Here is a 12,943-nt window from a genome sequence, read left to right on the forward strand (position 1 = left end):
GTAGCGATGCCGTGCCAGGCAGCGCTACAACGGCTTACTGCCAGCGGTAGCCGAAGCCGACGTTGATGCCGCTATCCCTGCCGGTAGAAGTGAAACCCAAGCCCCAAGTGCTGTTGCCGCTTTTACTGACCGCCTTGAACTGCAAGGCCAGCGCGCCGTAACCCTGGAAGGCGCCGACGCCGATGCCAACACCCTTCTCTCCCCCGTACAGCGTCGGCATCACCGCGCCGGTCGCCGCCATGCTCATCGCGATGCCCGAGTAGGCGATGCGCTTGACGTCGCCGATCTGGTTCTGCAGATTGGTGAGCTGGGAGACATTCACGCCATCGGTCAGGTTGATGCCCGGCGCAACATTGGTCAGGCGCCGTTCATTGCCGGCAGAGCCCACCGACACCGTGTTCGCCTGGTTTGCGACCGAGTAGGCGCCCAAGGCCACCGAGTTGTTAGCCAGTGCCTGCGTTTCCGCTCCCAGCGCCACTGCATCGTTGCCTGACGCCAGCGCGTTGTTACCGATCGCCACGGTCGGATCGCCGATAGCGCGAGCGTTGTAGCCGACCGCTACCGAACCGGCTTGCGACGCCAGGGCACGGAAGCCGACTGCCGTGGTGTTGGTGTCCGTCGCTTGCGCATTGGAGCCGATCGCGGTGGCGCCGTCCTTGGTGGCTTGCGCGCACAGGCCGGAACCGGTGGCGTCTACCCCATGGACGCTGGTGCAGGTTGCCGCCGTCACGCTGTTGATAGCCGTGCCGCTGGTGCCGCGCGTCTGCACCGTGCCGTTGCCGTTAGAGCCGCCAATGGTGGTCCCGCCCAGCGTGGCGCCGTTGGCAATCGCATTCTTCTCGGCATCCACCAGCGACGTCAGGGTGGTCGAGAGCGAATTGGCGCCATTGGCGATGTTGCTCAAGCCGGTCGAGAGCGACGATACCTGGCTCAGGCCAGTCGACAAGGACGAGATCCCGGTCGACAAGGAAGCGATCCCGGTGGAGGTCGATACGGACAGCGAGACGATATTGCTGCCGGTCGTCGACAAGCCGGTCGACAGCGAGCTGATGTTCGAGGTGTTGCTCGACAAACTGGTCGACAGCGAATTGATGCTGCTGGTGTTGCTCGACAAGCCGGTCGAAGTCGAAGTCGACAGCGAGTTGACGTTGCTGTTGGTCGAACTCAAGCCGGTCGACAGCGAACTCAGGCCAGTCGAAGCCGCGGTCGACAGCGAAGTCAGCTGGCTGACGTTGACTGCATCGGTATTTTGCGTGCCGGCGGCGACATTGATGATCTGGCGTTCCTTGCCGACGGAACCTACCGATACCACGTTGTTGCGGGTGCCGTTGGTGGAATTCGCGCCGATCGCCACCGAATTCGAGCCGGCGCTGACAGAGGCGTCATCCGAACCATCCAGTTTGCCGTCCGCCTTGAAATAATTGTTGACGCCGGATTTTTGCAGGCTGGAGACCGTGGTCGACAGCGAGCTGACATTGCTGGTGACGGTACTCAAGCCGCTCGAAGTCGAGGTCGACAGCGAATCAACGCTGCTGTTGGCGGTGCTCAGGCCGGTCGAAGTTGAAGTCGACAGCGAGGTCACGCTGCTGTTGGCCGTGCTCAGGCCGGTCGAAGTCGAGGTCGACAATGAGCTCACGCTGCTGTTGGTTGTGCTCAGGCCGGTCGAGGTCGAAGTAGACAACGAGTCTACGCTGCTGCTGGCCGTACTCAGACCAGTCGAGGTTGAAGTCGACAGCGAGGTCACACTGCTGTTGGCTGTGCTCAGGCCGGTCGAGGTCGAAGTAGACAACGAGTCTACGCTGCTGCTGGCCGTACTCAGACCAGTCGAGGTTGAAGTCGACAGCGAGGTCACGCTGCTGTTGGCCGTGCTCAGGCCGGTCGAAGTCGAGGTCGACAGTGAGCTCACGCTGCTGTTGGTCGTGCTCAGGCCGGTCGAGGTCGAAGTAGACAGGGAGTCTACGTTGCTGTTGACAGTGCTGAGGCCGGTCGAGGTTGAAGTCGATAGCGAGCTCACGCTGCTGTTGGCTGTGCTCAGGCCGGTCGAGGTCGAAGTAGACAACGAATCTACGCTGCTGCTGGCCGTACTCAGGCCAGTCGAGGTTGAAGTCGACAGCGAGGTCACGCTGCTGTTGGCCGTACTCAGGCCGGTCGAGGTCGAAGTCGACAGCGATGTCACGCTACTGTTGGCCGTGCTCAGGCCGGTCGAGGTCGAAGTAGACAACGAATCCACGCTGCTGCTGGCGGTACTGAGGCCAGTCGACGTGGAGGTCGACAGCGAGCTCACGCTGCTGTTGGTCGTGCTCAGGCCGGTCGAGGTTGAGGTAGACAGGGAGTCTACGTTGCTGTTGACGGTGCTCAGGCCGGTCGAGGTTGAAGTCGACAGCGAGGTCACACTGCTGTTGGCTGTGCTCAGACCGGTCGAGGTCGAAGTAGACAACGAGTCTACGCTGCTGCTGACCGTGCTCAGGCCGGTCGAGGTGGAGGTCGACAGCGAAGTGACACTGCTGTTGGCCGTGCTCAAGCCGGTCGAAGTTGAAGTAGATAACGAGTCTACATTACTGTTGACTGTGCTGAGGCCGGTCGAAGCGGAGGTCGACAGCGAGGTGACGCTGCTGTTGCCGGTGCTGAGGCCGGTCGAAGTGGAGGTCGACAGCGACGTCACGCTGCTGTTGGCGGTGCTCAGGCCGGTTGAAGTCGACGTAGACAGCGAGTCTACATTGCTGTTGACCGTGCTCAAGCCAGTCGAGGTAGAGGTCGACAGCGAGGTGACACTGCTGTTGGCCGTGCTCAGACCAGTCGACGTGGAAGTCGACAGCGAGGTGACGCTGCTGTTGGTGGTGCTCAGACCGGTTGAAGTGGAAGTAGACAGCGAGTCTATATTACTGCTGACAGTGCTCAATCCGGTCGAAGTGGAGGTCGACAGCGACGTCACGCTGCTATTGGCGGTGCTCAGGCCGGTCGAGGTGGAAGTCGACAGCGAAGCGACGCTGCTGTTGGCCGTGCTCAGGCCGGTCGACGTGGAAGTCGACAGCGACGTGACGCTGCTGTTGGCAGTGCTCAAACCGGTGGAAGTCGATGTAGACAACGAGTCCAGGCTGCTGCTGGCCGTGCTCAAGCCAGTCGAAGTGGAAGTCGACAACGATGTCACGCTGCTATTGGCTGTGCTCAAGCCGGTCGACGTCGAGGTCGACAGCGAGGTGACACTGCTATTGGCCGTGCTTAAACCAGTAGACGTTGACGTAGACAAGGAATCTACGCTGCTGCTGACGGTGCTCAGGCCGGTCGAGGTTGATGTCGACAGCGAGGTCACATTGCTGTTGACCGTGCTCAGCCCGGTCGAAGTCGAGGTCGACAGCGAGGTCACACTGCTATTGGCCGTGCTTAAACCAGTAGACGTTGACGTAGACAAGGAATCTACGCTGCTGCTGACGGTGCTCAGGCCGGTTGAGGTGGAAGTCGACAGCGAAGCAACGCCGCTGTTGGCCGTGCTCAGGCCGGTCGAAGCCGAGGTCGACAGCGAGCTCACGTTGCTGTTGGTTGTGCTGAGGCCGGTCGACAGTGAATCAACGTTGCTGTTGACGGTGCTCAGGCCTGTCGACGTCGTGGTCGACAGCGAAGTCAGCTGGCTGACGTTGACAGCGTCGGTCAGTTGGGTGCCGGCTGCCACATTGATGATTTGCCGTTCCTTGTTGACATCGCCGACCGATACGACGTTGCTGCGGCTGCCGTTGGTGGAATTCGCACCGATCGCCACCGAGTTCGAGCCGGCGCTGACGGAGGCAGGGTCCGAACCGTCCAGTTTGCCGTCGGCCTTGAAGTAATCGTAGACACCGGCCGCCTTCAAGCTGGATGAACTGGTCGACAAAGAGGCGACGCCGGCGCTGACCGTGCTCAGCCCTGTAGACGCCGACGTCGACAAGCCGCTCACGTTGCTATTGGCACTGCTCAGCCCGCTCGCCAGGGCGGCGACATTGCTGCTGCTGGTGCTGAGGCCGGTGGAGGTCGATGTCGACAGCGAAGTCACGCTGCTGTTGGTGCTGCTCAAGCCGGTCGAAGCCGAGGTCGACAGTGAAGTGACATTGCTGTTGGTGGTGCTCAAGCCGGTCGAAGTCGAGGTCGACAGCGAAGTCACGCTGCTGTTGCTGGTGCTGAGACCGGTCGACGCAGAGCTCGACAGCGAGCTCACGCTGCTGTTGGTGGTGCTCAGACCAGTCGAAGCCGAGGTCGACAGCGAGCTCACATTGCTGTTGGTCGTGCTCAAGCCGCTCGACAGCGATGTGACGTTGCTGTTGACAGTGCTGAGGCCGGTCGACGCCGAAGTCGACAACGAAGTCACGCCGCTGTTGGCAGTGCTCAGGCCGGTCGACGCCGAGGTCGACAGCGAAGTCACGTTGCTGTTGGCAGTGCTCAGACCTGTGGAAGCCGAAGTCGACAGCGATGTCACGCTGCTGTTGGCAGTGCTCAGACCTGTGGAAGCCGAAGTCGACAGCGATGTCACGCTGCTGTTGGCAGTGCTCAAACCGGTCGAGGTCGAAGTCGACAGCGATGTCACATTGCTATTGGCAGTGCTCAGGCCGGTCGAAGCGGAAGTCGACAGCGATGTGACGCTGCTGTTGGTCGTGCTCAGGCCGCTCGACAGCGATGTGAGATTGCTGCTGACTGTGCTCAGGCCGGTGGAAGTCGAAGTCGACAGCGATGTCACGCTGCTATTAGCCGTGCTCAGACCGGTCGAGGCCGAAGTCGACAGTGAAGTGACATTGCTGTTGGTGGTGCTCAAGCCGGTCGAGGCCGAGCTCGATAGCGACGTCACGCTGCTGTTGGTGGTGCTCAGGCCAGTCGACGCTGAGGTCGACAGCGATGTCACGCTGCTCGACGTGGTGCTGAGACCACTCGACAAAGATCCGATGCTGCTGTTGGTGGTGCTCAGGCCGGTCGATGTCGAGGTCGACAGCGAACTCACATTGCTGTTGGTGGTGCTCAAGCCGGTGGAAGCCGAGGTCGACAGCGAAGTCACACTACTGTTGGTGGTGCTGAGGCCGGTGGAAGCCGAGGTCGACAGCGAGGTCACGCTGCTGCTGGCGCTGCTCAGACCGGTCGAGGTGGAAGTCGACAACGAGGTAACGTTGCTTTTAGCCGTGCTGATACCTGTCGAACTGGAAGTCGACAGCGAGCTGACATTGCTGTTAGTGGTGCTCAGGCCGGTCGAGGCCGAAGTCGACAACGATGTGACGTTGCTGTTGGCCGTGCTCAGGCCGCTCGACAACGATGTCAGGTTGCTGCTGACGGTACTCAATCCGGTTGAAGCCGAAGTCGATAGCGAGGTGACGCTGCTGTTTGTTGTGCTCAGGCCGGTCGAAGCCGAAGTTGACAGCGAGGTAACGTTGCTGTTGGTTGTGCTTAAGCCGCTCGACAGTGAAGACAGATTGCTGCTGGTAGTGCTCAGGCCAGTCGAGGCCGAGGTCGACAGCGAAGTGACGCTGCTCCGGCTCGTGCTCAAGCCGGTCGAGGCCGAAGTCGACAGCGAGGTGACGCCGCTATTGGCGGTGCTCAGGCCGGTCGAGGCCGAAGTCGAGAGCGAAGTCACGCTGCTGTTGACCGTACTGAGGCCAGTCGAGGTCGAGGTCGACAGCGAAGTCACGCTGCTGCTGGCCGTGCTCAAACCGGTCGAGGTGGAAGTCGACAGCGAGCTGACGCTGCTGCTGACGGTGCTCAAACCGGTGCTCAACTGCCGCACGGTTACTGCATCTTGTGCTGCCGCGCCGTCGGCCACATTGGTGATGCGGCGCAGTGCCGCGGCTGAACCAACCGACACTTCCGATAACGGCGCTGCCGCGCCAGTGAGAAAACCCGTGCCGGTAGGCGCTGCCGCACCGGTAGTCGAACCGGCGCCGAGCGCTACGCTGTTGGCGTAGGAAGCGGTGGCGCCGAGTCCCAGCGCCACGCCGGCGGTCGCGGCAGCGGCGACCGACGATTGTCCGCCGAACGCCAGACTGTCAGTGGCCAGCGCTTGCGCGCCGCTGGTGGCATTGCCGCCGATGGCGATGGCGCCGGCTGCACCGGCTGTTGTAGACGTAGCCACAGTCGGCGCGGTTGCGCTGCCACCCGAGCCGATGGAAACGGTATTGAGCGCAGTCGCCTGGGTCAGCAAGCCGAGCGCCACGCTACTCTGGCCAGCGGCATTTGCCTGCACGCCGACCGCCGTTCCCAGATTGCCAGCCTGGCTCATGAAGCCAAAAGCGCTGCCGTAGTCGCCGCTAACCTGCGTGCCGGAGCCGAACAAGGTCACGGAAAGCTTACCGTTGCCGTTCGCGCCGCAACCCGACACCAGGGAAGTATTACTGCTGCCATCGGTAAAAGTAGCGCTAAGCGTGGTGCCGTCCCGGCCAGTGAAGGCCAGGCCGATGTTGGTGTTGCAGCCTGTCGGAACAATGGTGCTGGCGTATCCCGACAAAGGCAGCGCCAGCAGCAGCGCCACGACCGACACTCTCAAGCGGCATCCGCCTCCCTCGGCGTCATGCAACGCGCTGCCGTCGCGCGGCGCAAAGGCGCCGCTCACCCGGCTCGATCCGGAGCGCTTGCCTTTGGCGGCAACCAGCTCCGAGACCGCGACCCAGGTCCCCAGGACTTGGCTATATACGGTGCGGTAAATATTATTCATAGTTGGCTCGATACAAAATAACTACGGTTTGCGAGAAGAATCAGATCGGAACGGCTTATTTCCACTTGAAGCCGTAACCAACACTGAAGCCCGTCGCATTACCGGTCGTACTTGCACCAGCGCCCCAGGCACTGTTACCGGTCTTGCTGATTTCCTTGAACTGCAAGGCCAGCGCCCCATATCCTTGATAAGTGCCAAGACCGACACCCACACCCTTGTCGCCCGCTTCCAGGTTCGGCATCACCGCGCCTGACATGGCCATGCTCATGGCCACACCCGAGTAAGCGATGCGCTGCACGTTGCCCAACTGGCTCTGCACGTTGTTGAGCTGCGAGACATTGACACCGTCGGTCGGGTTGATACCCGGCGCGACATTGGTCAGGCGCCGCTCATTGCCGACCGAGCCCACGGAAACCGTGTTCGCCTGGTCTGCCACGGAACCTGCCCCCAAGGCCACCGAGTTGGCCGCGGTAGCCTGGGAATTTGCCCCCATCGCGACCGAGTTATTGCCCGATGCCAGCGCATTCTGGCCAATCGCCACGGTCGGATCGCCGGTCGCCCGGGCGTTATTACCGATTGCCACCGATCCGGCTTGCGACGCCAGGGCACGGAAGCCCACCGCCGTGGTATTGGTATCGGTCGCTTGCGCATTCGAGCCGATCGCGGTTGCGCCATCCTTGGTTGCTTGCGCGCACAGGCCGGAGCCGGTGGCGTCGACGCCGTTGACGCTGGTGCAAGTTGCCGCCGTCACGTTATTGATGACGGTACCGTTGGTGCCGCGCGTCTGCACCGTGCCGTCGCCGTTGGAACCACCGATGGTGGTGCCACCCAGCGTGGCGCCGGTCGCCGTGGCGTTCTTCGAGGCGTCCACCAGCGAAGTCAGGGTGGTCGACAGCGAATTGGCGCCGTTGGTGATGTTGCTCAAGCCGGTTGACAGCGACGAGACCTGGCTCAGCCCGGTCGACAGGGAAGAAATCCCCGTCGACAGAGAGGCGATCCCGGTCGAGCTGGAAGTCGACAGCGAGTTGACGTTACTGTTGGTTGAACTCAGACCGGTCGACAGTGAGTTGACGTTCGAGGTGTTGCTCGACAAGCCAGTAGACAGCGAATTGATGCTGCTGGTGTTGGTCGACAAGCCGGTCGAGGTCGATGTCGACAGCGAATTGACGCTGCTGTTGGTCGAACTCAGGCCGGTTGACAGCGATCCCAGGCCGGTTGAGGTCGAGGTCGACAGCGAGTTCAACTGGCTGACGTTGACCGCATCGGTCAGTTCCGTACCGGCTGCGACGTTGATGATCTGACGCTCTTTGCCGACGGAACCCACCGACACCACGTTGCTGCGGGTGCCATTGGTGGAATTTGCACCGATCGCCACCGAGTTTGAACCGGCGCTGACAGAGGCGTCGTCCGAGCCGTCCAGCTTGCCGTCAGCCTTGAAATAATTGCTGACGCCGGATTTCTGCAGGCCAGAGACCGAAGTCGACAGCGAGCTGACATTGCTGGTGACGGTGCTCAAGCCGCTCGACGTCGAGGTCGACAGCGAATTGACATTGCTGTTGGTGCTGCTGAGGCCGGTCGACGTCGAGGTCGACAGCGAATTGACGCTGCTGTTGGTGGTGCTGAGGCCGGTTGAGGTCGAGGTCGACAGCGAGGTGACGCTGCTGTTGGTGGTGCTCAGGCCTGTCGAGGTCGAGGTCGACAGCGAATCGACGTTGCTGCTGACCGTGCTCAGGCCGGTCGAGGTTGAAGTCGACAGCGAGGTGACGCTACTGTTGGTGGTGCTCAGGCCTGTCGAAGTCGAGGTCGACAATGAGTCCACGCTGCTGCTGACCGTGCTCAGGCCGGTCGAGGTCGAGGTCGACAGCGAAGTGACGCTGCTGTTGGTAGTACTCAGGCCAGTCGAGGTTGAGGTCGACAGCGAAGTGACGCTGCTGTTAGCAGTGCTCAGGCCGGTCGAGGTCGAGGTCGACAGCGAAGTGACGCTGCTGTTGGCCGTGCTCAGGCCGGTCGACGTTGAGGTCGACAACGATGTGACGCTGCTGTTGGTAGTGCTCAGGCCGGTCGACGTCGAGGTCGACAGCGAGTCGACGCTGCTGCTTACCGTACTCAGGCCGGTCGAGGTTGAGGTCGACAGCGAAGTGACGCTGCTGTTGGTCGTGCTCAGGCCAGTCGAAGTCGAGGTCGACAACGAGGTGACGCTGCTGTTGGTCGTGCTCAGGCCGGCCGAGGTTGAGGTCGACAGCGAAGTCACGCTGCTGTTGACCGTACTGAGGCCAGTCGAGGTCGAGGTCGACAGCGAAGTCACACTGCTGTTGGTGGTGCTCAGGCCAGTCGAGGTGGACGTCGACAACGAGTCCACATTGCTGTTGGCGGTGCTGAGGCCGGTCGACGTCGAGGTCGACAGCGAGGCGACACTGCTGTTGGTCGTGCTCAAGCCAGTCGAAGTTGAGGTAGACAGCGAAGTCACGCTGCTATTGGCGGTGCTCAAGCCAGTCGAGGTTGAGGTCGACAGGGATGTAACGCTGCTATTGGTGGTGCTGAGGCCGGTCGAAGTCGAGGTCGACAGCGAGGTGACGCTGCTGTTAGCGGTGCTGAGGCCGGTCGATGTCGAGGTCGACAGCGATGTGACGCTGCTGTTGGTGGTGCTCAGGCCGGTCGAGGTCGAGGTCGACAGCGATGTAACACTGCTGTTGGTGGTGCTCAGGCCGGTCGACGTCGACGTCGACAGCGAGGTGACGCTGCTGTTAGTGGTGCTCAGGCCGGTCGAGGTCGAAGTCGACAGCGATGTGACGCTGCTGTTGGTGGTGCTCAGGCCAGTCGAGGTCGAAGTCGACAGCGAGTCCACGCTGCTGTTGGCAGTACTCAGGCCAGTTGAGGTCGAGGTCGACAGCGAAGTCACGCTGCTGTTGGCGGTGCTCAGGCCGGTCGAGGTTGAGGTCGACAGCGACGTCACACTGCTGTTGGTCGTGCTCAGGCCGGTCGAGGTCGAGGTCGACAGCGAAGTGACGCTGCTGTTGGTGGTGCTCAGGCCGGTCGAGGTCGAGGTCGACAGCGAAGTCACGCTGCTGTTGGTAGTGCTCAGGCCAGTCGAGGTCGACGTCGACAACGATGTGACACTGCTGTTCACCGTGCTCAAGCCGGTCGAAGTAGACGTCGACAGTGAAGTGACACTGCTGTTGGTGGTGCTTAAACCGGTCGAAGTCGAGGTCGACAGCGAGGTGACGCTGCTGTTGGTGGTGCTTAAACCGGTCGAAGTCGAGGTCGACAGCGAGGTGACGCTGCTGCTGGCGGTGCTCAGACCGGTCGAGGTCGAGGTCGACAGCGACGTCACGTTGCTGTTGACGGTGCTCAGGCCGGTCGAGGTGGAAGTCGACAGCGAGGTGACGCTGCTGTTGACGGTACTCAGGCCGCTCGAGGTTGACGTCGACAGCGAAGTCACGCTGCTGTTGGCGGTGCTCAAACCGGTTGAGGTCGACGTCGACAGCGATGTGATGCTGCTGTTGGTGGTGCTGAGGCCGCTCGAAGTCGAGGTCGACAGCGAGCTCACGTTGCTGTTGGTCGTGCTGAGACCGGTCGACAGCGAACTGACGCTGCTGTTGGTCGTGCTCAGGCCAGTCGAGGTCGATGTCGACAACGAAGTCAGCTGGCTGACGTTGACAGCGTCGGTCAGTTGGGTGCCGGCAGCCACATTGATGATTTGCCGTTCCTTGTTGACAGCGCCGACCGATACGACGTCGTTGCGGCCGCCGTTGGTGGAGTTCGCACCGATCGCCACCGAGTTCGAACCGGCGCCGACAGATGCAGGGTCCGAGCCGTCCAGTTTGCCGTCGGCCTTGAAGTAATCGTAGACACCGGCTGCCTTCAGGCTGGACGAACTGGTCGACAAGGATGCTACGCCGACGCTGACTGTGCTCAAGCCTGTCGAGGTCGAAGTCGACAGCGACGAGACGCTGCTGTTGGTGGTGCTCAGGCCGCTCGACAGGGAACTGACATTGCTGTTGACTGTGCTCAGGCCTGTGGAGGTCGAGGTGGACAGCGACGTCACGCTGCTGTTGGCCGTGCTCAGGCCAGTCGAGGCCGAAGTCGACAGCGAAGTGACGCTGCTGTTGGTGGTGCTCAGGCCGGTCGAAGTAGAAGTCGACAGCGAGCTCACGCTGCTGTTGGTGGTGCTCAGGCCGGTCGAAGTAGAAGTCGACAGCGAGCTCACGCTGCTGTTGGCAGTGCTCAGGCCGGTCGAAGTGGAAGTCGACAGCGAGCTGACATTGCTGTTGGTCGTGCTCAGACCGCTCGACAGCGAAGTGACGTTGCTGTTAGCGGTGCTCAGGCCAGTCGAGGTCGACGTCGACAGCGAGGTCACGCTGCTGTTGGTAGTGCTCAAGCCGGTCGACGTCGAAGTCGAGAGCGAAGTGACGCTGCTGTTGGTGGTGCTCAGGCCGGTCGAAGCTGAGGTCGACAGCGAGATGACGCTGCTGTTGGTAGTGCTCAGGCCGGTCGAAGCTGAGGTCGACAGCGAGGTGACACCGCTGTTGGTGCTGCTCAAGCCGGTAGATGTTGAAGTCGACAGCGAGGTGACGCTGCTGTTGGTGGTGCTCAGGCCGGTCGAAGCCGAGGTTGACAACGAAGTTACATTGCTGTTGGTGGTGCTCAGGCCGCTCGACAAGGAAGTCACGTTGCTGTTGGCGGTACTCAGGCCGGTCGAAGTCGAAGTCGACAGCGAAGTCACGCTGCTGTTGGCGGTGCTCAGGCCTGTGGAAGTTGAAGTCGACAGTGAAGTCACACTGCTGTTGGCGGTGCTCAATCCGGTCGATGTTGAAGTCGACAACGACGTCACGCTGCTGTTGGCGGAGCTCAGGCCGCTCGAAGTCGACGTCGACAAGGAGGTCACGCTGCTATTGGTCGTGCTCAGCCCGCTCGACAACGATGTGACGCTGCTGTTGGTGGTGCTCAGGCCGGTCGAGGCTGAAGTCGACAGTGAAGTGACGCCGCTGTTGGTGGTGCTCAAACCTGTCGAAGCCGAAGTCGACAGCGAGGTCACGCTGCTGTTGGTTGTGCTCAAGCCTGTCGAAGCCGAAGTCGACAGCGAGGTCACGCTGCTGTTGGTTGTGCTCAAGCCGGTAGATGTTGAAGTCGACAGTGAAGTGACGCTGCTGTTGGTGGTGCTCAGGCCGGTCGAAGCCGAAGTCGACAGCGAGGTCACGTTGCTGTTGGTGGTGCTCAAGCCAGTCGAAGCCGAAGTCGACAGCGAGGTCACATTGCTATTAGTCGTGCTCAAGCCGCTCGACAAGGAAGTGACGTTGCTGGTGGCAGTGCTCAAGCCGGTGGAAGCCGAAGTCGACAGCGAAGTGACGCTGCTGTTTGTTGTGCTCAGGCCGGTCGAAGCCGAAGTCGACAACGACGTCACATTGCTATTGGTCGTGCTCAGGCCGCTCGACAACGATGTCACGTTGCTGCTGGCGGTGCTCAAGCCGGTCGAAGTCGAGGTCGACAGCGAAGTGACGCTGCTGTTGGTGGTGCTCAAGCCGGTCGAAGTCGACGTCGACAGCGAAGTCACGCTGCTGTTGGTGGTGCTCAGGCCGGTCGAAGCTGAGGTCGACAACGAAGTCACGCTGCTGTTGGTGGTGCTCAGGCCGGTCGAAGCTGAAGTCGACAGCGAAGTCACACTGCTGCTGACCGTGCTCAGGCCGGTCGATGTAGATGTCGACAGCGAGGTGATGCTGCTGTTGGCAGTGCTCATGCCAGTGCTCAGCTGCCGTACGGTTACTGCATCTTGTGGCGCAGCGCCGTCTGCCACATTGGTGATGCGGCGCAGCGCCGCGGCCGAACCGACCGACACTTCCGATAACGGCGCTGCCGCGCCGGTCAGGAAACCCGTGCCGGTGGGGGCAGCCGCTCCGGTAGTCGAACCGGCGCCCAGCGCCACGCTGTTGGCATATGAAGCTGTGGCGCCGCGTCCCAGCGCCACGCCGGAGGTGGCGCCAGAGGCGACCGACGATTGTCCGCCAAACGCCAGACTGTCAGTGGCCAGCGCTTGCGCGCCGCTGGTGGCGTTGCCACCGATGGCGACGGCGCCGGCTGCGCCCGCCGTTGTGGCAGTGGCCTTGGTCGGCGCGGTTGCGCTGCCGCCCGAGCCGATGGAAACGGTATTGAGCGCAGTCGCCTGGCTCAGCAAGCCAACCGCCACACTACTCTGGCCAAAGGCATTTGCCTGCACGCCGACCGCTGTTGCCTGATTGCCGGCCTGGCTCATGAAGCCCAATGCAGAGCCGTAGTTTCCTGTCACCTGGG

At 61.7% G+C, this 12,943-nt stretch carries 3 protein-coding genes and 3 pseudogenes; 1 reads left to right on the top strand and 5 read right to left on the bottom strand.

Annotated features, from left to right (window positions below; genetic code table 11):
* Nucleotides 1-34 precede the first annotated feature (34 nt).
* Together CPter91_RS27605 and CPter91_RS27790 are read right to left on the bottom strand one after the other, a co-directional pair.
* The gene (locus CPter91_RS27605) at nucleotides 35-1,495 is read right to left on the bottom strand and encodes a YadA family autotransporter adhesin (protein ID WP_335340131.1); all 1,461 of its coding nucleotides are present in this window, start codon (nucleotides 1,493-1,495) and stop codon (nucleotides 35-37) included.
* 2,118 nt (nucleotides 1,496-3,613) lie between these two features.
* Nucleotides 3,614-5,941, bottom strand: a pseudogene (locus tag CPter91_RS27790) (YadA family autotransporter adhesin); the annotation flags it as partial.
* Here CPter91_RS27790 and CPter91_RS27620 point away from each other — a divergent pair.
* Complete coding sequence (locus CPter91_RS27620) at nucleotides 5,919-6,248, top strand: hypothetical protein (RefSeq protein ID WP_061943717.1); 330 nt, start codon at nucleotides 5,919-5,921, stop codon at nucleotides 6,246-6,248. The pseudogene CPter91_RS27790 and the gene CPter91_RS27620 overlap by 23 nt on opposite strands.
* A 350-nt stretch (nucleotides 6,249-6,598) precedes the next feature.
* On the opposite strand, the pseudogene CPter91_RS27795 reads toward CPter91_RS27620, so the two are convergent.
* From CPter91_RS27795 to CPter91_RS26295, 3 genes and pseudogenes are all read right to left on the bottom strand, one after another.
* Nucleotides 6,599-6,658, bottom strand: a pseudogene (locus tag CPter91_RS27795) (ESPR-type extended signal peptide-containing protein); the annotation flags it as partial.
* A gap of 55 nt (nucleotides 6,659-6,713) precedes the next feature.
* Complete coding sequence (locus CPter91_RS27800) at nucleotides 6,714-6,926, bottom strand: YadA-like family protein (RefSeq protein WP_417924865.1); 213 nt, start codon at nucleotides 6,924-6,926, stop codon at nucleotides 6,714-6,716.
* Between the two features lie 42 nt (nucleotides 6,927-6,968).
* Nucleotides 6,969-12,650: pseudogene (locus CPter91_RS26295) on the bottom strand (ESPR-type extended signal peptide-containing protein); the annotation flags it as partial.
* Between the last annotated feature and the right edge of the window lie 293 nt (nucleotides 12,651-12,943).

This window comes from Collimonas pratensis, from assembly GCF_001584185.1.
In the GTDB taxonomy this organism is placed as follows: Bacteria; Pseudomonadota; Gammaproteobacteria; order Burkholderiales; family Burkholderiaceae_D; genus Collimonas; species Collimonas pratensis.